The organism is Rhodococcus sp. MEB032 (genome assembly GCF_030208925.1).
Classification (GTDB): domain Bacteria; phylum Actinomycetota; class Actinomycetes; order Mycobacteriales; family Mycobacteriaceae; genus Rhodococcus_F; species Rhodococcus_F qingshengii.
The window spans coordinates 554,273-576,898 of the sequence record NZ_JARVSY010000010.1 but is presented as its reverse complement, the minus strand read 5'-3'; the positions used below and the strand labels follow the sequence as shown (position 1 = coordinate 576,898).

The window sequence follows — 22,626 nt, the reverse complement described above, 5'->3', positions numbered from 1 at the left end:
TCGTGAGTAGGAAGGTAGCGATCGTCACTGGTGGCGCATCCGGGATCGGCCTGGCAACGTGCAAACGATTCGCCGACTTGGGTTGGCATGTCATCTCTGCCGACCTGTCGCATACATCCGGAGACACTGCGCCAGAACCAGATACACGGACGGTCGGCGTTCGAGTGGATGTCACCGATGAGGGAGACATCCGACGGCTTCGCGACGTCGCCGAAGAGCTGTTCGGTCGTGTCGACACGGTTGTGACCTCGGCGGGAACCGCGGACAACGCGCCGATCCGGCACACCACACCCGATCGATTCAGGCGAACCCTCGAGCTGAACCTCGTTTCCACGTTTGCGGTGGTCAGGGAGTTCGTGGATCTGCTCGCCGCAGATGGCGGCGGATCCGTGGTGACAATTGCCTCGGTTTCCGGCCTACGCGGCAGCGTAGACCGTGCTGCGTATTCCGCATCGAAAGGTGGCGTGGTCGCGTTGACCACACAACTCGCGATCGAGCTCGCCGGCGAGGGGATCCGAGTCAATTGTGTTGCACCGGGTTCGACGCGGACACCGCTTGCAAGTCGGGCCCAGAGCCCTGAAATGCAGAGCGCCATCTTGCAATCGATCCCGTTGAGCCGTTACGCGGAGCCGGCTGAGATTGCCGAAGTCGTGACCTTTGTCGCTGGTCCCGGCGCCGGTTTCGTGACGGGTCAGACGTGGACAGTCGACGGAGGTCAGTCGATGACAGCCGGTTGGAATCTTCCGAAGGAGCGACATGACTCTTGAGGCAACGTCCAGTACAACGGAGAAACCGGTAATCATCGGAGTGCACGTCAACGAGAACACCATGCGCGCACCCAATCCCCACATTCCGTGGACGCCCAGCGAAATAGCCGACACTGCCCTCGCTTGTGAGGATGCGGGGGCGTCGTTGATGCATTTTCACGGTCGAGCCGTGGACGGCGGCGTGGATCACTCGGCGGCGACCTACGGAGAGATCGTCGAGCGGGTTCGGGCGGTATCGAATCTGCTGCTTGCGCCGTCGATGGCCAATGTTCCCGGCTACACGATAGACGAGCGGCTGTCGAATCTTGCCCCGAACCAAAGTGATCCGAAACGACGTTCGGACTTCTTGGTCGTCGACATGGGCTGTGCGGCGATGGACTTGATCGATGCGACGACAGGCTTGTTCGCAACCGATTCCAGGGTCTTCGTCAACGACACTCGAACACAGATCGAATTACTCTCGCGCGCTAGTGAATTGGGTCTGGTGCCGTATCAGACGTCATTCAACGTGAGTTGGACGCGCGCGATCTTCGCCCACGCAAGGGTGCGGAATCCGTCGTCACCATTGGTGATCGCTTTCATTCTCGGTGGTGACGAGTTTCCGGCTGCACATCCGGCGACAGCAGCAGGGCTACGTGCGCAACTGGACCTCCTGCCGGCTGATCTTCCAGTGGAGTGGATCGTCTCGGCCTACCGAGGCAATGTTCTTGCAGCAGCGGAGGAGTCGATCAAGCGCGGGGGCCATGTAGCAATCGGTGCCGGTGACTACCACTACGAAGAACTGGGATACCCCTCCACACCTGATCTGGTCGCCGAAGTTGTTTCGATCGCTCGGCGGTACGGGCGTGAACCCGCAACTCCTGATCAGGCACGTCGAATTCTAGGGGTGGATGTCCATGCGAGTAGTTGAAACCGAAGGTGCCGAACCTACTTTGGTTCATTCCTCTAACGGAACGAGAGTGTGGATCATGGATTCGATTGCGTTTGCTTCCTCGGCTCAGGCCGGTGATGTGATCGTGACCGGATCACACGGAGGGACGAGTGCTGGAGAGTACGCCGTCGGGTTCGGGGTTCGTGTTGTGGTGTGCAATGACGCCGGCATAGGGAAGAACAAGGCCGGAATCGCAGGTTTGGCTGCGATCGACGCCCAGAAGATCGTCGGCATTGCAGTCGGACACGAGAGTTCGCGTATTGGAGATGGCAACGACGTGTGGGAGTGCGGCATCGTGACGTATGCCAATCCGACTGCAGTCGCAGCGGGTGTGCGTGTGGGCAGCCGCGTTTCCGAAGAAGTGCTGGCACTGATAGAGAGGAGCGTCGACTGATGTTTCGGAACATTGTCGGTGTGGAGAACGGTAGACAGATTGTCGTCATGGACAGTATGTCGCAGATCGAACGGACGGACCGCGACCGCATCGTCGTTGCGGCATCCAACGGCGGTCAAGAGTCAGGGCGGATGGCGATTGCGACGGGCTGTGCGTTGGCGGTGCTGAACGATGCCGGAATCGGCAAGGACAACGCGGGGATCATCGGAATCGTCCGCATGGGAGATTCGGGACTTGCCGGCGTAGCGGTCAGTCACGACTCTGCCGAGATCAGCAATGGAATGGATATGTGGCACAACGGAACTGTTTCGTATGTCAACGAGCCTGCAGCGGAGGCTGGGATACGGGTCGGTGACAAGGTTCGCACGTGTGTGAGTGCGTTTGCGGTTCGCTTCCCTGTCGGCCCAATGTCGGCGTCCGAGAGTTCGTCATGATCGGCCATGTGGTCAACCGGCCCGAGGATGTAGTCCGCGAAGCGCTCGAAGGACTTCAGATCCTGCACCCGGAAATGCTCTCCTACCACCGAGATCCGTTGTTTGTGACTCGCGCGGGTGTCGCCCGAGACAAAGTTGTGTTGGTCTCAGGTGGCGGGGCCGGGCATGAGCCGTTACACGCGGAGTTCGTCGGATCCGGCATGTTGGACGCCGCAGTTCCTGGGTCGGTCTTCGCCAGTCCCACAGCCTTTCAGATCCGCGCTGCGGTCAATGCTGTCGAGACCGGACGGGGTGCACTTCTCATCGTGAAGAACTACACCGGAGACAAACTGAATTTCTCGATCGCGGCCGAGTTACTCGGAACTGAGCGGCAAGTGGAGATCGTGATGGTCGACGACGACCTCGCGACGACGACTGCAGACGAGGGTGGACCTGGACGTCGTGGTACCGCTGCGGTAATTGCCGTGGAGAAGATTTGTGGGGCGGCCGCGGAACGGCACTGGGCGCTTTCCGAGATCGCTGACCTGGGGCGCCGGGTGGTGGCGGCGTCGGCGACGTTGGGTGCAGCTTTCCGCTCGTGCACGGCTCCCGGACAGGATCGTCCGTCCTTCGAACTGGCGCCGGGGGAGATGGAGTTCGGCATCGGAATCCATGGCGAGCGTGGACGTGAGACGCGTCCGACGGTTCCTGCCGCCGAACTCGTGGCGCAGTTGTCGGAGCCGATCCTCGATGCTGTCGGGGTTGAGCGCGGGGACGGTGTGATAGCGATAGTGAATGGGCTAGGGGCAACCCATGGACTCGAATTATCTATTGCCACTGCAGAATTAAAGTCTTTCCTCGAGGATGCCGGTATCGGTTTGGATCGTGTGATTGCAGGTTCTTTCGTCACTGCATTGGATATGCACGGGCTCTCTATCACCCTTCTCCGTTCGACCGAGGAGTTTCTGGATCTCTGGGATGCAACGGTACGCACTCCCGCACTCGCTTGGTAACTCGAATATGCACTACTGAAAAGAGTTTCATGATGACAATGTTGAGCGTCGGGGACACTCGGGCGTGGATCGATCGATTTGCCGATGCCGCCGAAGATCAATTCGATTCCCTCACAGATTTGGACCGGCTTGTCGGAGACGGCGATTTCGGAATGAATCTGCGGACGGGCCTGCGAAGTGCGGTGCAACGACTTCGTTCCGACCCGCCGACCAGTCCTGGTGAAGTGTTCGCCCGTACGTCGGATGCGTTTCTCGACATCGGTGGGACAAGCGGACCACTTCTCGGTCTGTGGTTCGGCCGGATCGGAGCAGTCTCTGGAGTTGAAGTGACCGCAACAGAATTGGCTTCTGCCCTGGGTACGGCGACAGCTGCGGTGCAGCGTCTCGGCAATGCCCAGGTGGGTCACAAGACCATGGTCGACGCCATGGTCCCCGCAACCAGCGCATTGACCGAGGCGGCAGTCAGCGGGGCAACCTTGTCCGCTGCCTTGAACTCTGCGGCCACGGCTGCGAGGCTCGGCGCCGAATCGACTCGCGCGATGCTCGCCCGCCGCGGACGCGCGACCTACGTGGGAGAACACGCCAGGGGCGTCGAGGACCCGGGGGCATCGGCGATTGCCATGTTCTTCGCCGCATCCAGCTACAGGAGCGTTCCGGCATGAGCGATCTGCGAGACAAGGTCATCGTCACAGTTGCCCCGACGGGTGGCTTCCTCACTGTTGCCGACAATCCGTTCATTCCGACTCAGCCTGAGCAGATTGCGGCGGATGTGGCACGCTGCCACAGTGCTGGAGCCAGCGTGGCAGCACTTCATGCTCGACGACCGGACGATCAAGCGACCTGTGATGCCGCAATCTATCGGCAGATGAATACGCTTGTCCGCCAAAGCTGCGACATCGTGATCAACAACTCGACCGGCGGCGGAGTCAACGGTGACATGGTGAGTGTTCGCAGTGACGGTGCGCGCATCGTGGACTGGGACGCGAGGCTCCAGGGCCTGCATGGCGGCGCAGACACATGCACGCTCGATGCCATCACGGCCTATGTGACCTCACCGGTCGGTGAGGTACTGATGGACACGCCGCCCAGTCGTGCCGCCGAACTGGCAGCGTCAATGCGCAAACTAGGAATCAAACCTGAGTGGGAGGCCTTCAGCCCGTCACATCTGCTCCAGGAGATACGTACGTTGACCGAAGGGCAGCCTGGCCCGCACCTCGTCAATCTTGTACTGGGACTTGATCGAACTTTTCAGAATGCGATGCCGTACTCCCCGCAGATCTTGCAGCAGATGGTGGAACACCTACCGGAGAAATCGGTCTTCTCCGTGAGCATCAGCGGGCCAGATCAACTGCGTGGTCTGACTCATGCACTCCTGCTCGGAGGGCACGTGCGTGTGGGAATCGAAGACTATCCGTTTCTCGCGAATGGAGAGCCGGCCGAGAACGTTCGTTTGGTGGAGAACATCATCGACATCGTCCAGCGACTCGGAATGCAGCCTGCAACACCTGGGGAGGCAAGGGCAATCCTTGGTTTGGAGGGTTCGGATGAGTAAAACACCGACGAGTAGAACACTTCGCTCGCAGGATTGGTTCGGAGGCAATGATCTCAATGCATTCATCCACCGCTCGTGGATGAAGAACCAGGGTATCCCTGATCGGATGTTCGACGGCCGACCGGTTATCGGTATCTGTAACACGTATTCCGAGCTCGCGCCGTGCAACGCTCACTTCAGAGATCTGGCCGAGCAGGTGCGACTGGGAGTCATCGAAGCAGGCGGATTTCCAGTTGAGTTTCCGGTGATGTCATTGGGTGAGACGATCATCCGCCCCACCACGATGCTCTATCGGAACCTCGTCAGTATGGATGTGGAGGAGTCGATTCGAGCCAATCCGATCGACGGCGTCGTACTGCTCTGCGGCTGCGACAAAACCACCCCGGCGCTGGTGATGGGCGCAGCCAGTTGTGACCTTCCCACCATTGTCGTATCCGGTGGGCCCATGTTGAACGGCCGCCATCAAGGTAAGACTGTCGGATCTGGAACCTCGGTGTTCGAGATGAGTGAAGCAGTGCGAGCCGGATGCATGAGTGAATGTGAGTTCAGAGCAGCGGAATCGGCTATGTCTCGATCGCCCGGTCACTGCAACACTATGGGCACCGCGTCGACGATGGCGTCGCTTGTCGAGACTTTGGGCCTCACGCTCCCCGGTAACGCTGCGATCCCGGCAGTGGATTCACGGCGACGTGTACTTGCACGCGACAGCGGCGTGAGAATCGTGGAGATGGTGGCCGAGAACCTGACGATGTCTTCGGTCGTCGACCGAAATTCATTCGAGAATGCGATCAAGGTGAACACGGCTATCGGTGGGTCCACCAACGCTGTGGTGCACTTGCTTGCCATCGCCGGGAGGCTGGAAATTCCCCTCGAGCTCAGCGATTTCGGGGAGCAGAGTCGTGACGTTCCCCTGCTGGTCAACCTCATGCCTTCGGGTACCTATTTGATGGAGGATTTCTTCTACGCAGGCGGACTGCCTGCGGTGATCGCCGAGCTCGGAGACATCCTCCATCTGGATGCCGCCACGGTTACCGGAAAGACTCTCGGTGAGAACAACTCCGGCGAAACAATTTGGGACGACGACGTAATTCGTAGCACGGCGGCACCGTTGCTGGAGCAAGCCGGCATAGCGGTATTGACCGGCAATCTCGCGCCGAACGGTGCAGTGATCAAGCCATCTGCGGCGTCGCCGGAGTTGCTCAGCCACGTGGGCCGTGCGGTCGTGTTTCACGGAATGGACGACTTCACGGCGCGCGTCGACTCGCCGGATCTCGACATCGAGGCCGACGACGTCATCGTCCTCACCGGCGCTGGACCGAAGGGGTTTCCGGGTATGCCAGAAGTAGGTAATCTGCCACTCCCTCGAAGGCTGCTCGAGCGGGGTGTACGAGACATGGTCAGGATCTCTGATGCGCGAATGAGCGGAACAGCCTTCGGCACAGTCGTTTTGCACGTTGCGCCCGAAGCGGATGCCGGTGGGCCTCTCGGCGCGGTCAGGGATGGTGATTTGATCGAGTTGGATGTTGCTCGTGGGGTCTTGCGTGTACTCGTCGACGACGACGAGCTGGCCAGGCGTCTCGAGGCGTTGCCGCCACGCGTACAAAAGAGTACGAGTGGGTATCAACGACTGTTCGTGGATCATGTGATGCAGGCCGACCGCGGAGTCGATTTCGATTTCCTGGTGGGCAGGCGTGGAACGGAGGTACACGGTGACAATCACTGAGCGTGTCGGCCGAGTCGTGGTCGTGACCGGTGCAGGGTCGGGACTCGGCCGCGCAATGGCCAGAGGTCTACTCGATGCAGGACACCACGTTGTATTGGCTGGTCGAAACAGCGTGAGCTTGGAAGCGACAGGTGGGGGTCACGAGCGCGCAGTGGTAATTCCCGCTGATGTGTCCTCGCCCGAATCGGTTCACCGGTTGTTCACATCCGTGACTGAGCGTTTCGGCAGACTCGATGTGCTTGTCAACAACGCAGGGACATTCGGGCCGTCGGGGAGTGTGGACGAGATCGATCCTGAAGCGTGGAACGCGACAGTCGCAGCCAATCTCACCGGCGTATTCCTTTGTGCGCGTGAAGCGATTCGTATCATGAAAACACAGGATCCGAGAGGAGGCCGGATCATCAACAACGGGTCGCTCTCCGCTCACACGCCCCGGCCCGACAGTGCCGCCTACACGGCGACCAAACACGGTGTGTCAGGTTTGACGAAGTCGATCTCTCTCGACGGCCGAGAGTTCGACATCTGTTGCAGTCAAATCGACATCGGCAATGCGGCAACTGACATGACGGCCGGAATCGGCCACTCGGCAAGACAAGCTGACGGCACCACCAGGCCCGAGCCGACATTCGATCCTCGTCATGTCGCGAACACCGTTGTGCAACTGATAGATCTACCACTCGACGTGAATGTCCCGACTCTGACGATCATGGCAAACCGGATGCCGTACGTCGGGCGCGGTTGACGGCATCAGCGTCGTTGTAGGACAGGGCGGACGACGGACTGGGCACTCGAGAGATCACGTGAGATGGCGATTGCCGTCGTCCGCACCGCCGCGTCGATACGGGTCAGATTTATTCGGCCTGCCATACCGGAAATGGAGATTGCGCCGAGGACGCCTTCGTCCGGGCCGAATATTGGTGCTGCGGCGCCGACGATCCGGGGAAATGCTTCCTGGCGGTCGAAGGCGACACCACGCTTGCGAACACGATCCAGTTCTCGGTGGAAGAGTTCGGGATCGGTGATGGTGTTCTCGGTGTGTGCTTCGAGGACAGTGGGCATCGTGAAATCCCCAGAGTTGGTGAACGCCAATACTGCTTTGCCGGAACAACTTGCGTGTGCAGGCCACCGACCACCAATTTGCTGCGGAAGGCGTGGTCCGTCGTCGCCACGGAAGACATCAAGGTAAACCACGTCGAAACCGTCCAATACAGCGAGTCCCACGTTGTGTCCCGTTGCTTCACGCAAGGCCGAAAGGTGGCGCCGCGCTGCTTCGCGGAGGTTTCGCTGCCGTGGAACAGATTCGCCGATCTCGAACAGGAGGAGACCCAAGCGGTAATTGGTTCCTTGCCGTTCGAGCAACCCGACTCGGACGAGATCGTCGACCATTCGATACACCGTTGTTTTGGCCATGCCTGTCCGTCGAACAAGCGCTGCTGCGCTGAGAACGCCTGAGCTGTCACGAAAAGTCTTCAGTATCTCGGTGGAACGACCAATTGCGGAAACCTCGCCATCGGCCCGATGAATGGGACTCACCGAACTATTCTGTCTGCCTGATGCGAGATTGTCGAGGGGCAATCGCGCATCAGATCACGCAGGTCTTCCGGTGATGGGATCGCCGGAAATCGTCACGACTCGCACACCACGTCTTCGGCCGGCAGTGAGCCGTCGAGCAGGTACGAGTTGACGGCGGCGTTCGCGCAAGTATTCGCGTAGCCCGGGAACACCGCATGAGTGCGGCCTGGAACTGTCACTAGCCGTGAGCCTTTCATCGCTTCATGCATGCCGAGGCCTTCGTCGTACGTCGTGCGGGTGTCACCGGTTGCCTGGATCTGCAATGCCGGAACGTTGTTGTCGATGTCGATCCGCGTAGTGGCCTCACTGCGCCAGAACGCGCACGGCATGATCGTGTTGTGTGTGCCGGCAAAGATCGGCTGATCATCACGGTGCTCCTCCAACTTGTTGCGGTACCACTCGGGATCGCTCGGCATCGATACGTCTCCGCAGACGATGGCGATTGTCCCGGCATAGTCAGGACCGGTTCCCAGTTCGGTCTGGAACCATGCCTGCATCAATCCCGTCAGCTGGGGATGGATGTTCTCGACGGTCTTGCCTGCGGCGAGATCGCGCAACTGAACCAATACCTGTGCGAATGCCTCGCTTTCCTTTTCGGTGTCGCCGGTTCCGTTGACGTACATCAGGAATGGAAGGACGTGATCGTCGACGGCATGGTCACCGATCTGTATCGGAGTGGTGGCCGCGTCCGAGATCAGCTTCTCGATGAGGGCGCGAACTTCGGCGGGCGTCGATCCGAGTGCATAGGTGGAGTTGTGTTCTGCTGCCCACTGCGAGAATCCGTCGATCGCTTTCTCGTTGGCCGGGCCCATGTCCTGGAACATCTCGTATCCGTATTTCTTCCGATCCGGTGCACTGTCGAGAACCACACGGTCGATCCTGTCCGGGAACATTTGAGCATGGGTTGCACCGAGGTATGTGCCGTACGACCACCCGAAGTACGACGCCTTCTCCTGGTCGAGGGCGCCACGAATCACGTCGAGGTCTCGGGCGATGTTTTGAGTATTGATGTGCGGCAGATAGTCCGGGTACTTGTCCCAGCATGTGTCAGCGGCCTTGCGTGCGAGCGCAACACTCTCGTTCCATCCCTCGTCCGTGGTGCCCGGCGACCGCATCCATGTCATCTGTTCGACGCCGCAGTCGATCGGTGTGCTCTTGCCGAGTCCTCGGGTATCCATGCCGATGACGTCGTATGCCGCTGCGACTTCCGGTGTCATTCCCGCATTCAGAATCTCGGGCAATCCCAGTCCTCGGCCACCCGGCCCACCAGGGTTGGTGAGCAGGATCCCGCGTCGCTGTGCGGGGTCGGTGGACGCGACCCGCGAGATCGCCACTTCGATCGTTTTGCCGTCAGGGACGGAATAGTCCAAAGGTACTGTGAACATGGCGCATTCACTTGCGGTCGACGTTCCGGTGTCTGTGGCGCATGGCCCCCACTCGAGATCCTGTTCGTAGAACGCGCTGAGATTCGATTGTGGATCTTCCTGCGGAGTAGCAGGATCCGAGCACGCCGCCAATGCAGGTCCGGCGAGCGCGGCAGCGGCGATTGTGGTAGCCAGCCACCTTCGTGGTCGAGGCATGCGTGATCTGGGCATGGTGAATCCAGTCATTGTCGTGTCCTTGCGTTGAGCCCATTTTCGGGCAGTGTTGGTCACCCCACTTCGAATGTGGGGGTTGATCAGGGTTTTTCAGAGGCGGGATTGACGGGCGGCGAACTCCGCGGCCACAGCCTTCGCGAATCTTTCCTGGGTGACGGTTCGTCGATCCGCTTGGTGTTCGCGCAGTACCGCTACCAGCCGGGTGGGGGAAGCGTCCTCCGGTGCAGCCTGTTCGGGTAGCACGCTCTCGGTGAAGTCGCAGAACTGAATGGCAAGGGCCGCAATCGTGTCCGCGTCAGCCGGTGCGTCGGCGAGGGCATACATGCGAGTTATCAATTCGATGGCCTGCTCGCGGTTCGGCTCGGCCAATACCCGGCGATGGGCGGACAGGAGTGAATCGCAGACCTCGGGATCGCCCCCGGAGACCGTGAGTGCGAGGATCAGAAGTTCACGCTCGTTGTCGATCCACGCTGTCGGCGCACCGGCAACGACGTACTGTGCGAGCACTTCCGAAAACGCGTCGGGTAGTTCAGGATCGGCATTGCGGCGTAGCGACTCGATGTGCGCACGCTGAACAGCGATCTGTTCGGCCTTCGTCGCCAATTCCTTGTCGAGGGCATCGAGTGCAGACCGAGTGTCGTGAGCGTCGCCGTCGAGTAGTTCGGCGATCTTGGCAACAGGAATCCCCAGATCGCGCAGGCGGCGGATGCGACTCAGTCGTGCCAGGTCCACCGCCCGGTACGTGCGGTAGCCGTTGGGTTGGCGTTGTGGTTCTTCGAGAAGGCCGTTCGAGTGGTAGTAGCGCACGGACCTGACGGTGGTGCCGGCCAATTTGGCCAGCTCGCCGATGGTCATCATCGCCCTGCCCTCCCGTGATCGAATCGGATTCCGTCTGTGAAAACCATTCTCCAACCTTGACGCGGCGTCAGGGTCAAGATTCGCGCCGGAGAACGTGACCGTTGACACTTTAAGGAGGCGGACTTAATCTGACTTTTGTCCTTTACGACATCGTCGATTTCGAGGAAGTGCCCTGATGGCTACCCTTTTTCCTGCGGCAACAATCTTTCCGATCCCCACCGACCCGCTTGCTGCGTACGGTCCACTCGTTGCTCGCCGGAATCCCGAGTCGGTAGTTCCGGCACCGTACGAACACTTTGCGGTCAAGGCGGTCGCGCCGACGATCGGAGCGGAAATCTCCGGTATTCGACTCGGCGGGGGCCTGTCTGATGCCGTGATTGCGGAACTCCGCCGAGCTCTCCTCGAATGGAAAGTCCTCTTCTTCCGCGATCAGGACCTCGACCGAGCGGAACATCGAGCTTTTGCCGAGCGTTGGGGCGATCTCGAACAGCATCCGTTCTTCAAGTACACGCAGCCCGGGCAGACGGACGTCGATGTCACGACACTGGCGAAGGATGCGATGGTCGGCGGAGTCGAGAACAACTGGCACAACGACGTTACGTGGCACGAGTTTCCTTCGTTCGCAGCAGTTCTTCGTGCGGTCGAGGTGCCGGAGGTGGGTGGTGACACTTTGTGGGCCGATACTGCAGCTGCCTACGATCTGCTTCCTGAAGACATCAAGAAGCGTATCGACCCGCTTGTTGCAGAACACGATTGGATCAACTCGTTCGGCAGGTCGATGCCGGTGGATGCGGTCGAGATGTTGCGTCCGAAGTTCCCCGCTGTGCAGCATCCGGTGGTTCGGATCATTCCGGAAAGTGGCAGGCGGGTGTTGTTCGTCAACATGACCTTCACGCAACGGATCTTGGGTGTGTCAGAAGAAGAATCGAACGAACTTCTCACGATGCTGTATCGCCACGTCAATCGTCCGGAATTTCAGGTCCGTTTGAAGTGGGAGCCGAATACTGTTGCCTTCTGGGACAATCGGACCTGCCAGCACTACGCGGCCAGTGACTACTTCCCGGCTCGTCGTGTGATGGATCGAATCTCGATTGTCGGGGATCGACCGGTGGGCGTCGGGGGCTGATACGACGCTCAGCGCCTCGAGTGTCTACTACGGGAAGTAGTAACGCACCTCACATAGTTTTTCGACGCCTTGTCGATATGATTTCGACAAGGCGTCGATAAAAGTCGGCGTGACTCGTATCGACGACTTTGGAGCTTCCCGAATGTTCCTCGCCCTGCGTGAACTGTGGTTTGCGCGAAATCGATTCCTCTTGATGGGTGCCGTGGTTGCCCTCATCTCGATCCTGATGGTGATTCTGTCCGGCCTCTCGTCCGGACTGGTAAATGACGGTGTCTCCGCTTTGCAGCGGACGCCGATTCAGGCGTTTGCCTTCGCACCGGACACCAAAGCCGACTCAGCGTTTTCGCGCTCGGTCGTCACCGAGGAGCAGGCGCAGGCATGGCGTATGCAACCCGATGTCCAAGACGCCGAGCTCTTCGGCAACATGATCGTCAATGCAAAAACTCGCAGTGGCACGCCTGTCGATCTCACGCTCTTCGGCATCGAACCTGGCTCCTTCCTCGAGCCCGTCTCCGCCGACGGGAGGGGGCTGCATGCCGACACGGACATCATCGTCAGCTCTACCTTCCGTGACGACGGTGTTGCGATCGGTGACACCGTGATACTCGATCGACTCGGTACGGAGCTGACAGTTGTCGGATTCACCGAAGACAAGCGCACTTTCGGTCACGTCGACGTCGCCTACCTGCCTCTGCGTACTTGGCAGGAGGTTCACGCCGGTGCCAAGATCGGCGAAACCGCCAATGCCAGTGCCTATTCCGAAGCAAGTGTTGTTGCGATTCGGGGCATTGGTGGCGCGTTACCGGATCTCGTGTCGGGCGATGCGGCGGCGGGAACGTCCGCAAAGACGCTCGAGGAATCTTTCGACTCCTCACCAGGGTTCTCCGCGGAAATGATGACTATGTCGATGATCAAGGCGTTTCTGTACGCGATTTCGGCCCTGGTGGTCGGTGCATTCTTCAGTATCTGGACGGTTCAGCGCGGTCGTGAACTCGCAGTGTTGCGCGCGATGGGAGCCTCTACCGGCTTCCTGCTTCGTGACGGCATGGCGCAGGCACTGGTAGTGCTGCTTGGTTCCATCGGCCTCGGTGTGTTGCTGGGCTTGGGGCTCGGTTCGGGGCTCGAAGGCGGGGGGATGCCGTTCGCCCTCGAGTCCGGCCCAGTCGTCAACGGCGCAGTGCTCTTGGCGGTACTCGGGCTGGTCGGCGCAGCCGTTGCCATCGTCCGTGTTACCCGTGTCAACCCGCTCACCGCATTGGGAGAAAACCGATGACCACAGTCGAAAAGACCACAACCGGATTGGTATTGACCGCTGTCAGTCTTCGATTCGGTGACGGTGACTCCACCGTGCTCGCCCTCGACAACGTGAACCTGGAGGTCTCGTGCGGCGAACTTGTCGCGATCGTCGGACCGTCAGGCGCTGGAAAGTCGAGCTTGCTCGCTGTGGCAGGCGGACTCGGTCGGCCGTCGAGTGGAACGATTGTCATCGACGGCGTGGACGTGTCGGCGATGCCGGCCCGTGCTCTCGCCAAACTTCGACGAGACAAGGTCGGCTTCGTCTTTCAGTCCGGCAACCTGATTCCAGCGCTGACGGCGCGCGATCAGCTTCGGCTGATTCCCAAGCTCACGGGGCGGCCGGGTCGCGATCCCGAGGAGTTGCTCGACTCGGTCGGTATGAGTCACCGTGCAGATCGTCGACCCGGTCAACTCTCCGGCGGTGAACGCCAGCGCGTCGGTATCGCTCGGGCATTGATGAGCAATCCCTCACTACTGCTCGTCGACGAGCCGACGGCTGCTCTCGACCGCAAACGCAGCCATGAGGTGGTCGAACTGCTCTCGCGCGAAACTCACGAGGCAGGCGTCGCTACGATCATGGTGACCCACGATCACGACGTGCTCGGGCACTGCGACCGCATCCTCGAAATGGTTGACGGTCGGTTGCGTCAGAGCGAGTAAGCCCGCGAGGGGACTGGAGGAGATTCGGTGCCGAGGATCGATGCGCCCACTGTGGTCGAGCATCGTGCTGCTCAGCGCCGTGCCCTCCTCGACGCTGCACACGCTCTTCTGTCCGAGGCCCCGGACCGGCCGCCGGGGCTCGGTGAGGTGGCAGCGAAGGCAGGGCTCGCCAGGTCGAGTGCCTACCACTACTTCCGGTCCCGGGAAGATCTCCTCAGTGCCGTCGTCGAAGACATGTTCCCGCGCTGGAACGACAAGATCGTCGAGGCGATGGCAGGCGCAGACGATTCGGTATGGGCGTACGTCGAGGCAAACCTCCAACTGGTTGCCGACGGGGAGCATGCGATAGTCGGAGCGCTGGCGACGCTGACCCCGCAAACATTTCGAGATTCGCGGATCATGGAAATGCACGACAGTCTTGTGCTTCCGCTGGTCGAGGCCCTCCGCCTCCGTGGCGTGTCGGACCCGAAGCTCACCGCCAAGTTGATCAACTCGCTGGTGCATACGGGTACCGAACTGATCGAATCCGGTTGCAGCATGGAGGAAGTCAGGTCCGCCGTGCGTGAGGTCCTCGCGTGACGGGCACCCTCAGGCCGTAATCAGATCCATCCGAAGGTACTCGGTGATGCGGAGCAGCCTCGGGGGTTGGGACACGTCTGAGGAAAGTGCTTGAAATGCTTCGTCTTTCGCGACGAGGCGTGGGGTGCCGAGGCTCACCTCCGTCTCGTCGACCGACAGTCGAGCGCTTCCCGCTCTCAAGACGTTCTGCACCCAGTCCGAGCCTGATCCGTACACCAGAATGAAGACGTAGCCACCCTCGACCGGATAGGCGTCGAGGGGCGTCCGGTAGGTCGTGCCGGATGTGCGTCCGACGTGAGTCAGTACCGGCCATTTACCGCTCGAAATTGCACGCGGGTTGAACACTCGTTTGTTGACATGTCCCCACCATCTAGGCATCGGCATTGTGATCTCCTCTCTCGATCGCCTTACGAGCGTAAGGCGGGCTTACACCTGTAAGGGTGACTTACGTATGTAAGGTTGTCAACGTATTCGTTCCGCCGAGGGGAGTCTGTGTGTCACGGCAACCGCGACAGTCGCTGAACAGGACTCGCGTAATCGAGGGTGCGATCCGCGTTGCCGACGCGGGTGGTGTCGAAGCCGTCACGATGCGACGGGTGGCCCAGGAGCTGGGCATCGAGGCGATGTCGCTCTACCACCACGTGCCCAACAAAGATGCGATTCTCGACGGCCTCGTCGATGCGGTCTTCGAGGCGATCGACCTGCCCGACAGTGAGTGTGCGGATTGGCGAGATGCAATCCGTGGACGCGCCTTTTCCGCTCGCACAGTCCTGTCGCAGCACCGTTGGGCTCTCGGTCTGCTGGATTCGCGACGCAGCCCTGGCTCGGCGACCCTGCGTCATCTCGACGCTGTGCTCGGAGTGCTCCGGAAGGCCGGGTTCACACTCCCGATGGCCGCCCACGGAGCCTCGCTGATCGACAGCTACATCGGCGGATATGTTCTCCAGGAGGCGAATCTGCCGATCAGCGGGCCCGTCGACGTCGAAGAAGTTGCGAGTGACATCCTCGAGCGCCTTCCGGCTGAAGAGTTGCCCTTCCTTCACGAGATGATCGTCGATCACGGTCTGAGTCCGGCTTACGACCACACGAGTGAGTTCGCCTACGGTCTCGATCTCATCCTCGATGCGCTCGAGGCGCGTCGCGCATCGGCGGCACCGGTCCTCGAATAGCGACGATTCGTGTCCAGTTGCCCACCCTTACTGAGGTGACGCAAGGTTGTGTGCACGCGGGTGAGCTGCAGTGTCCCTATTGACAGGTGGCTGTATATACAGGACTATACATTCATCAAAAGTGACCCAAGGCACATTGCGTAGATGATGTGATGCACGCCCGCGGTGGCCGAGTCCTTCGATCGATGGAGTTCTGATGACTGAACGTCTTCCTGGAGAAGACCGGACGGAAGACGACAATGTCCTGCTCGACGGGAAAGGGTTGTCGGTTCACCGGGTGAACGAAATCGCGCGAGAGCCGGCCGTGATTCGACCTGCCGACGCGGCTCTCGAGCTCACACGGCGGTCATGGGAGACCGCGGTTAGGGTTTCCTCCCGTCAAGCGGTGTACGGGCGCACTACCGGGGTAGGCGGGAATCGCGAAACATCCGTCTCCGACGGTGTGCAGCAGGATCTGAGGCTTCTGAGAAGTCACGCAACGGGATCGGGCCCCAGGCTCCCTGACCGGTTGGTGCGCGCCGCGATCGTCATCCGCACCAACCAGATCCTCAACGGCGGCTCAGGTATGCATCCCGACATCATCGACGGTCTGGTTGCTGCTGTTGCTTCACAGAACCTGCCGACAGTGCACGCACGCGGTGCGATCGGAACGGGCGACCTGAGTGCGTTCTCCGAAATCGCCATGGGGCTGATCGGCGAGAGCCCGCTTCGCGACGGACGCACCGGAATCGGTTGGACTCCGCACCACGGTGATGCACTTCCGTTCATTTCCACCAATGCGATGACGGTGGCGATCGCCGGCGACACCAGTATCGAAGTCGCGGGGTGGCTTCAGCACTGCTTGGTTGTCAGTGTTCTTTCCGTGCTTGCGTCGCGTAGTTCTGTCGAACCATTTGCTGCACAAGTACAGTCGGCAAGAATGCACTTCGGTCAAGCGGAAGTCGCAGAGCGGGTTCGCGATCTGCTGGCACCACACGACATCACACCCGTGAGAGTTCAGGACTCGTTCGGGTTTCGCGCCCTACCGCAAATCTTGGGTGCCACCTGGCAAGCGGTGCATCGACTGCAGAACACGCTGAGTATCGAGATGAATTCGTCTTCGGAGAATCCGCTGGTGTCGGTCGAAGACGACATGGTGTTCCACAACGGAAATTTCCACGCAATGCCAATAGCCCTTGCAGTCGACGAGGCGAAGTTGGCGGTCGCCAGTGCTGCCCTGCTCTCGCAATGTCGGCTCGCCAACCTCTCCGACCCCGCAGTCACCGGCCTTCGTGCGTTCCTTGCAGACGGTCCCGACGGCAGCAGCGGAACCATGCTTCTCGAATACACGACTTCTGCTGCCATTGCCGAGATCCGCTCGTCGGCGGCACCGGGGTCGTTGGGCCACACGGTAATTTCGCGCGGCACCGAGGATCACGCAAGTTTCGCATCCCAAGCTGCAACTCAATTGGCGGACATTCTTGCCCAATCTCGATTGGTGCTGGCGTGTGAACTGATCTCGGCAGTTCGCGCACTCTCGCAACAACAGCGTGAGCTGGATCCGGCGACCGAGCTCGGCGCGTACCTCGCGCGTGCGCGTTTGGTGCTGGACACGAGGACCGAAGACCGGCCACTCAGTGCAGATCTGAGTGCCGCCGTGAACTTTCTTTCTCAACCGCTCGACCAGTAAGCAGGTGGACCGAATCACAAGTAGGTGTGTGCTCGAACGGAACTCGACCATTTCTCCTGGGTGCGTCCGGACTCAGGTCGACACGAAAGTAGTTCGTAGATGATCAAATTCGACAAGGTCACCAAGGCGTATCCAGACGGAACCATTGCCGTCGATGCTCTCGATCTGGAGTGCCCGACGGGAAAGATCACCGCGTTGGTGGGTCCTTCCGGCTGCGGCAAGACGACCTCACTCCGCATGATCAACAGGCTGATCGAACCGACGTCAGGCACGATTTCGCTCGACGGCGAGTCCACGGCGGGAATGGATCCGGCCCTTCTGCGTCGACGCATCGGGTACGTGATCCAGCACGCGGGTCTCTTTCCCCATCGCACCATCGTCGACAACATAGCGACCATGCCTCGATTGCTCGGTGCGAGTAAAAAGGAATCTCGCACTCGCGCTATGGAATTGCTCGAAACGGTTGGTCTGACGACCAACTTCGCCGACCGCTATCCGTGGCAGCTCTCCGGAGGGCAGCAGCAACGAGTCGGTGTTGCGCGAGCATTGGCTGCGGATCCGTCATTCATGCTGATGGACGAACCGTTCAGCGCCGTTGATCCGGTTGTTCGCGGCCAGCTGCAAGACGAGTTTCTCCGTCTGCAGAAGGAAATCGGAAAAACGATCATCATCGTCACCCACGACATCGACGAAGCGCTGAAACTCGGGGATCAAGTGGTGGTTCTGCGTACCGGCGGCATTCTTGCGCAGGCGGCGACGCCCCTCGAATTGCTGACTCAACCTGCCGACGAATTTGTTGCCGACTTCGTCGGACGTGACCGTGGGTACCGATCGTTGGGGTTCACGACATTGGACGGCGACCTACCGACGGTGTCAGAACCCGTTGCGCATCTGGGCGATTCCGCTGCGGCGGCCCGCGCACTCACCGGCGATACGTGGCTGTTGGTAGTGGATCCCGCGAACAAGCCGCTCGGATGGGTGAGGCCGGACGCGCTCACGGATTGTATCCGCCCGGATGACTTGAATCTCAGTGGAACACTTGCTGATTCCACCGGGACGATGCGCGCTCTGCTGGATGCGGCGCTGTCAGCGCCGAGCAAGCGGGGCGTTGTCGTGGACGACGCCGGACGCCTGGTGGGAACCGTCACTGCGCATGCTGCAGTGGAAGCCATCGAGGCTGCCGATCTGGCTGACGCGGGGAGGGTGCTTCGATGAACTTCGAATGGCTCGGACGTCAGTCCGACCGGATCATGGACTTGGTGGGATGGCATGTTCTGCTGTCGTTGATTCCCTTGGTGATCGGCTTGGTGGTCGCGTTGCCGATCGGCTGGGTCGCCTATCGCAGTCGTCGGTTGCATCCCTACGTGGTGGGGACGGCCGGATTGCTCTACACGATCCCTTCGCTCGCGCTCTTCGTGCTCCTGCCTCCAATTCTGGGTACCAAGATTCTGGATCCGATAAACATCATCGTGGCGCTCACCGTGTACACCGTTGCTCTGCTCGTGCGGGTAGTGGCCGACGCGCTCGATTCGGTTCCGCCGGAGACGGTTCTGGCAGCGACGGCGATGGGTTACCGGCCGTATCAGACGCTGTTGAAAGTACAGTTGCCAGTAGGAGTTCCGGTGATCTGTGCAGGTTTGCGCGTCGCAGTCGTCTCGAACGTCAGTCTTGTCTCACTCGGCGCACTCCTGGGTATTCCGCAGATAGGTTCCTTGTTCACCCAGGGATTTCAGTTGCGTTTCTACACGCCCATCATCGCGGGTATCGCTCTGTGTCTGGTGCTGGCGTTGATCCTTGATCTCCTCATCATGTTGGCGAATCGGCTGTTGACGCCGTGGACCCCGAAAGTGACTACATCATGATCAGCTTCCTTCTCGACGGATCCCACTGGACCGGGCCGGACGGCATCCCCACCCTTCTCGTTCAGCATTTGATGTACACATTCGCCGCGCTGGCGGTGGCTGCGGTTATCGCGATCCCGCTCGGTCTCTACATCGGACATACGGGCCGTGGCTCCGTTATTGTTGCTGGACTGGCCAACTCGCTACGAGCGCTGCCGACCATCGGTCTGCTGATCCTACTGGTTCTCATCATCGCGCCGTCATTCCCGAACAAACTCGCGTATCTGATCCCCAGCCTCATCGTCCTGGTGCTTCTCGCGATCCCTCCCATTCTCACCAACACGTACGCCGGAGTTCGAGCGGTCGATCAGGCTGCAGTCGACGCCGCGCGGGGGATGGGATTTCGGTCGATGCGGATCTTGACCGAGGTCGAGATTCCATGTGCCCTACCACTCATGTTGTCCGGCATCAGAAGTGCCGTGCTTCAGATCGTCTCCACTGCGACTGTCGCCGCTTACATTTCTTTGGGCGGACTCGGCCGGTTGTTGATCGACGGAAAAGCTCAGAGCGATTACGGCCAGATGGCGGCCGGAGCCGTACTGGTATCGCTGATTGCCCTGGTTTTCGATCTCGGAATCGGAGCACTGACTGCGCGGGTCGTTTCGCCTGGCCTGACCAGGCGCGATCGGAAGAAGAAGACCGAGAAGACCGCCGCCCCCTCACAGCGCACCGCTGTGCCTGAGCCCGCACCGATCTGAGGACGTTCGACATGAACAAGGTATTAATCGCCGCGTTGGTCGGCGTGACAGCGGTTGCGTTGTCCAGCTGCGGAATCGGCAAGGACCCCTTGGCTACGGACGGCGGCGGTAGTGCTGAGGGCGCCATCGTGATCGGTTCCGCCGATTTTCCCGAGAGCCAACTGATTGCGACCATTTACGCCGAAGCGCTTCGTGCCAACGGTATCGACGTTACCGAGAAGTTGAACATCGGTAGCCGAGAACTCTATGTACCGGCACTGCGCGACGGTTCCATCGATCTGATCCCCGAGTATTCCGGCGCCTTGTTGCAATATCTGGACAGCAAGACAACGGCGACGGCTTCAGATGAAGTATCCGCTGAAATCGATGCGAAATTGCCCAAGGGTCTGGTGGCTCTCGAGCCCTCGCCCGCAGAGGACAAGGATGTACTTGCCGTCAAACAGGAGACGGCGGAAAAGTATTCGCTGGAGACCGTCGAGGATCTGGTGCAGCATGCCGACGAGTTGACTCTCGGCGGACCGCCGGAATGGAAGACGCGCGAAAACGGCGTCGCCGGCTTGAAGACCAAATACGGCCTGACATTCCGGGAGTTCCTGGCACTCGATGCAGGTGGACCCCTCACGCTCAATGCGCTTCTGAGCGGGCAGATACAGGTTGCCGATGTCTTCAGTACCGATCCTGCGATGCGCTCGGAGAACTTGGTTGCACTCGAGGATACGAAGCACCTCTTCCTCGCGGAGAACATCACACCGATCATCAACGAGTTGAAGGCTCGCGATGACGTCCGATCCGTGCTCGCGGGGGTTTCGGCGGCGCTGACCACCGAAGATCTCATCGAGATGAACCAGCGCGTTGCCGATCTCGACGACATGAGTGACATCGCTCAGGACTGGTTGCAGGAGAACTCCCTGGTGCCATGATCGAAGGCCGGGGTGGCGTCCTTGTCGTCGGCCGAACAGACGATATCGATTCGACCCCGCTCGGGGTAGCGTCGCGAAGTCAGGCATGCCTCGACCTCGCGGCGAGCCGTTCCGACCAAGGATGCCGACATGCCGAGAAGCCGACCGCGCACACCCATTGGACGAGTTCGGAACGGCGCAGCCACTACAACCACGGTTGTAGTGGCCGGCGTGTGTCTGGCATCAGGCTGGAACGCCCATGCAGTTTCCGAGTTGCGCTGTAGTTCCGTTCACGACGCCTGGTGGCACCGGACGGGCAATTCTCACCAGCGAGGGCGTCACCGTCATCGAATCACCGCCGGGAACGCTGACTGACCGCGGCGTCGGTGACGGCTCACCGTGGCTCAAATCGAATCGGCCTACGGCAACGATCATTCGACACGGACGATTCAGACTGAGTCAGGCCAATCGATCTTCGTCACCACCGGTGATCCGGGGCAAGTCGGTAATGGCGACCCCGGAGGGTTGATCGGCTTTTCGATTCACGACGGTACGGTCGGGCCTCCTGTGATCGGTGGTGTCCCCGGCTTCGAGTACTGCTCGGGCAATTCGTCGACTTCGACTTCACGATTCCCGACGGCATCCACATCCGAGGGGTGCGGAACGATCACGTACCCCGAGACAGGCGTTGTCGCCGCCATCGGCAATCTGCAAGGCGGCATCACTTGTGAGGTGGCAAAGGACATAGTTTGGAGTGCTCGAACAGAACTCGTGGAATCAGTTTTCAGGCAGTCCCGTAGATCTGCTGGAGGCGCGCCGAGGCTAGCGCTGAACCGGCACGTGCTTCGTGACTATCCGGTGGATCAGACGAGCAGCCGTTCGGGCAGTGCGATTGTCGACGTCGAGGCTCGGGTTCAGTTCGGCGACATCGAGAACCGCGAGCTTTCCGCTGGACGTGACTCGATCACATACGTATTGGATGGTTTCCAGGCTGACACCGTAGGCCGCAGGTGCGCTGACGCCCGGCGCCACAGCTGCAGGCAGGACATCGAGGTCGATGGTCAGGTAGACCAGATCGACGTCGTCGAGGAAGTCTGCGAGGAACTGATCCACGACGCCTCGGCCGATCGCTCCGCATTCTTCGTCGAGCAGATAGCGAACACCGAGGCGGTGAGCCGTGTCGAACAGTGCCGTGGTGTTGCTCGGTTGGCTGATTCCGATCACGCTGTACTGATGCGACGTGCCTGCCGCGGCTTCGTCCTCGGCGATCTGACGAAAGGGTGTGCCGGAGCTGGGTATCGGATCGCCCCGCAGGTCGAAGTGCGCATCCAAGTTGAGGATTCCGAGTTTGGCTCCAGCGGTTCGCAACTCGGAGCCCGCGACGCCGAGATACGTGCCGTAGGCGATTTCGTGTCCTCCCCCGAGAACCACGGGGAAGTGTCCCGAATCAAGCGCAGCGCTGACGGCGTTCCCGAGTGCGGCTTGACCGGCCTCGAGTTCTTCACCCGACACGGCAACGGTTCCGGCGTCCTGAATCTGCAGTGGTTCGGCCAGCGCCATGGAAGCCAACCCGGCTCGCAACGCGTCCGGGCCATCCGCGGCGCCGCGGCGGCCCTTGTTGCGGCGGACTCCTTCGTCGCTGGAGAATCCGATCAGAACACAGTCGCCGGGAGCTGTTTCGGCTGAATACGGTTGCACGGCATGATGCCACCGCAGATGCTCGGCAGTGGTGCCGTCGGAGCGCCCGGTCCACGGCTTGGGTTCGATGTCGACTGCGATCTGATGAGCCACGACGGCCTCCCGGTGAG

At 60.4% G+C, this 22,626-nt stretch carries 25 protein-coding genes; 20 read left to right on the top strand and 5 right to left on the bottom strand.

All coding sequences use genetic code 11. The annotated features are described in order from the left end of the window. Positions 1 to 2 precede the first annotated feature (2 nt). From QRN54_RS12985 to QRN54_RS12945, 9 genes are read left to right on the top strand one after another with little or no spacing between them, the layout of a single operon-like run. A complete protein-coding gene (locus QRN54_RS12985; RefSeq protein ID WP_042448491.1) occupies positions 3 to 767 on the top strand; it encodes an SDR family NAD(P)-dependent oxidoreductase in 765 nt (254 codons plus the stop codon). Further along, a complete protein-coding gene (locus tag QRN54_RS12980) occupies positions 757 to 1,677 on the top strand; it encodes a beta-keto acid cleavage family enzyme (protein ID WP_054187476.1) in 921 nt (306 codons plus the stop codon). Before QRN54_RS12985 ends, QRN54_RS12980 begins: the two co-directional genes overlap by 11 nt. A gap of 58 nt (positions 1,678 to 1,735) precedes the next feature. Beyond that, entirely contained in the window at positions 1,736 to 2,092 is a 357-nt protein-coding gene (locus QRN54_RS12975; protein ID WP_007732768.1) for a hypothetical protein, read from the top strand. Then, a complete protein-coding gene (locus tag QRN54_RS12970; protein ID WP_285182114.1) occupies positions 2,092 to 2,526 on the top strand; it encodes a hypothetical protein in 435 nt (144 codons plus the stop codon). Before QRN54_RS12975 ends, QRN54_RS12970 begins: the two co-directional genes overlap by 1 nt. Next, a complete protein-coding gene (locus QRN54_RS12965) occupies positions 2,523 to 3,518 on the top strand; it encodes a dihydroxyacetone kinase subunit DhaK (RefSeq protein WP_042448479.1) in 996 nt (331 codons plus the stop codon). Before QRN54_RS12970 ends, QRN54_RS12965 begins: the two co-directional genes overlap by 4 nt. Before the next feature lie 29 nt (positions 3,519 to 3,547). Then, on the top strand, positions 3,548 to 4,180 hold the full coding sequence (dhaL, locus tag QRN54_RS12960) for a dihydroxyacetone kinase subunit DhaL (RefSeq protein ID WP_285182113.1): 633 nt from the start codon (positions 3,548 to 3,550) through the stop codon (positions 4,178 to 4,180). Next, the gene (locus tag QRN54_RS12955; protein WP_007732764.1) at positions 4,177 to 5,070 is read left to right on the top strand and encodes a beta-keto acid cleavage family enzyme; all 894 of its coding nucleotides are present in this window, start codon (positions 4,177 to 4,179) and stop codon (positions 5,068 to 5,070) included. The genes dhaL and QRN54_RS12955 overlap by 4 nt, the downstream gene beginning before the upstream one ends. Continuing rightward, positions 5,063 to 6,793, top strand: a complete 1,731-nt coding sequence (locus QRN54_RS12950) for an IlvD/Edd family dehydratase (protein WP_058037644.1) — start codon at positions 5,063 to 5,065, stop codon at positions 6,791 to 6,793. The genes QRN54_RS12955 and QRN54_RS12950 overlap by 8 nt, the downstream gene beginning before the upstream one ends. Then, a complete protein-coding gene (locus QRN54_RS12945; protein WP_007732761.1) occupies positions 6,780 to 7,535 on the top strand; it encodes an SDR family oxidoreductase in 756 nt (251 codons plus the stop codon). The genes QRN54_RS12950 and QRN54_RS12945 overlap by 14 nt, the downstream gene beginning before the upstream one ends. Before the next feature lie 5 nt (positions 7,536 to 7,540). Here QRN54_RS12945 and QRN54_RS12940 read toward each other — a convergent pair whose 3' ends face one another. The 3 genes from QRN54_RS12940 to QRN54_RS12930 all read right to left on the bottom strand — a co-directional run bounded on the left by QRN54_RS12940 (position 7,541) and on the right by QRN54_RS12930 (position 10,821). Further along, positions 7,541 to 8,326, bottom strand: coding sequence for an IclR family transcriptional regulator (locus tag QRN54_RS12940; protein ID WP_007732760.1), 786 nt, complete (start codon positions 8,324 to 8,326; stop codon positions 7,541 to 7,543). A gap of 92 nt (positions 8,327 to 8,418) precedes the next feature. Continuing rightward, positions 8,419 to 9,975 (bottom strand): alpha/beta hydrolase, encoded by a 1,557-nt coding sequence (locus QRN54_RS12935; protein ID WP_285182112.1) that lies wholly within the window; start codon positions 9,973 to 9,975, stop codon positions 8,419 to 8,421. Between the two features lie 78 nt (positions 9,976 to 10,053). Further along, positions 10,054 to 10,821 (bottom strand): MerR family transcriptional regulator, encoded by a 768-nt coding sequence (locus QRN54_RS12930; protein WP_042448467.1) that lies wholly within the window; start codon positions 10,819 to 10,821, stop codon positions 10,054 to 10,056. A 175-nt stretch (positions 10,822 to 10,996) separates the two neighbouring features. Here QRN54_RS12930 and QRN54_RS12925 point away from each other — a divergent pair, with 175 nt between their 5' ends. The 4 genes from QRN54_RS12925 (at position 10,997) to QRN54_RS12910 (ending at position 14,482) form a co-directional block, all read left to right on the top strand. Beyond that, on the top strand, positions 10,997 to 11,947 hold the full coding sequence (locus tag QRN54_RS12925) for a TauD/TfdA dioxygenase family protein (protein WP_054187475.1): 951 nt from the start codon (positions 10,997 to 10,999) through the stop codon (positions 11,945 to 11,947). Between the two features lie 142 nt (positions 11,948 to 12,089). Further along, positions 12,090 to 13,220: an ABC transporter permease gene (locus QRN54_RS12920; protein WP_050656859.1), complete on the top strand. Its 1,131-nt coding sequence runs from the start codon at positions 12,090 to 12,092 to the stop codon at positions 13,218 to 13,220. Further along, positions 13,217 to 13,903 carry an ABC transporter ATP-binding protein gene (locus QRN54_RS12915; protein WP_003939803.1) on the top strand — a complete coding sequence of 229 codons (687 nt, stop codon included), beginning with the start codon at positions 13,217 to 13,219 and terminating at the stop codon, positions 13,901 to 13,903. The genes QRN54_RS12920 and QRN54_RS12915 overlap by 4 nt, the downstream gene beginning before the upstream one ends. 27 nt (positions 13,904 to 13,930) lie before the next feature. Beyond that, positions 13,931 to 14,482, top strand: coding sequence for a TetR/AcrR family transcriptional regulator (locus tag QRN54_RS12910; RefSeq protein ID WP_058037647.1), 552 nt, complete (start codon positions 13,931 to 13,933; stop codon positions 14,480 to 14,482). A 9-nt stretch (positions 14,483 to 14,491) separates the two neighbouring features. Here QRN54_RS12910 and QRN54_RS12905 read toward each other — a convergent pair whose 3' ends face one another. Beyond that, a complete protein-coding gene (locus tag QRN54_RS12905) occupies positions 14,492 to 14,866 on the bottom strand; it encodes a nitroreductase family deazaflavin-dependent oxidoreductase (protein WP_058037648.1) in 375 nt (124 codons plus the stop codon). A 110-nt stretch (positions 14,867 to 14,976) separates the two neighbouring features. On the opposite strand from QRN54_RS12905, the gene QRN54_RS12900 reads away from it, so the two are divergent. From QRN54_RS12900 to QRN54_RS12870, 7 genes are all read left to right on the top strand, one after another. Further along, positions 14,977 to 15,651: a TetR/AcrR family transcriptional regulator gene (locus QRN54_RS12900; protein ID WP_058037649.1), complete on the top strand. Its 675-nt coding sequence runs from the start codon at positions 14,977 to 14,979 to the stop codon at positions 15,649 to 15,651. A 196-nt stretch (positions 15,652 to 15,847) separates the two neighbouring features. After that, positions 15,848 to 17,320 carry an aromatic amino acid ammonia-lyase gene (locus QRN54_RS12895; RefSeq protein WP_003940419.1) on the top strand — a complete coding sequence of 491 codons (1,473 nt, stop codon included), beginning with the start codon at positions 15,848 to 15,850 and terminating at the stop codon, positions 17,318 to 17,320. Positions 17,321 to 17,419: 99 nt separating this feature from the next. Next, a complete protein-coding gene (locus QRN54_RS12890; RefSeq protein ID WP_058037650.1) occupies positions 17,420 to 18,535 on the top strand; it encodes an ABC transporter ATP-binding protein in 1,116 nt (371 codons plus the stop codon). Beyond that, the gene (locus QRN54_RS12885; protein ID WP_058037651.1) at positions 18,532 to 19,182 is read left to right on the top strand and encodes an ABC transporter permease; all 651 of its coding nucleotides are present in this window, start codon (positions 18,532 to 18,534) and stop codon (positions 19,180 to 19,182) included. The genes QRN54_RS12890 and QRN54_RS12885 overlap by 4 nt, the downstream gene beginning before the upstream one ends. Beyond that, a complete protein-coding gene (locus QRN54_RS12880; protein WP_058037652.1) occupies positions 19,179 to 19,919 on the top strand; it encodes an ABC transporter permease in 741 nt (246 codons plus the stop codon). The genes QRN54_RS12885 and QRN54_RS12880 overlap by 4 nt, the downstream gene beginning before the upstream one ends. Before the next feature lie 11 nt (positions 19,920 to 19,930). After that, positions 19,931 to 20,839 (top strand): ABC transporter substrate-binding protein, encoded by a 909-nt coding sequence (locus QRN54_RS12875; protein WP_058037653.1) that lies wholly within the window; start codon positions 19,931 to 19,933, stop codon positions 20,837 to 20,839. A 238-nt stretch (positions 20,840 to 21,077) separates the two neighbouring features. Further along, positions 21,078 to 21,347 (top strand): hypothetical protein, encoded by a 270-nt coding sequence (locus QRN54_RS12870; protein ID WP_030536965.1) that lies wholly within the window; start codon positions 21,078 to 21,080, stop codon positions 21,345 to 21,347. 293 nt (positions 21,348 to 21,640) lie between these two features. Here QRN54_RS12870 and hutG read toward each other — a convergent pair whose 3' ends face one another. Continuing rightward, positions 21,641 to 22,609, bottom strand: coding sequence for a formimidoylglutamase (hutG, locus tag QRN54_RS12865; protein WP_042926100.1), 969 nt, complete (start codon positions 22,607 to 22,609; stop codon positions 21,641 to 21,643). Between the last annotated feature and the right edge of the window lie 17 nt (positions 22,610 to 22,626).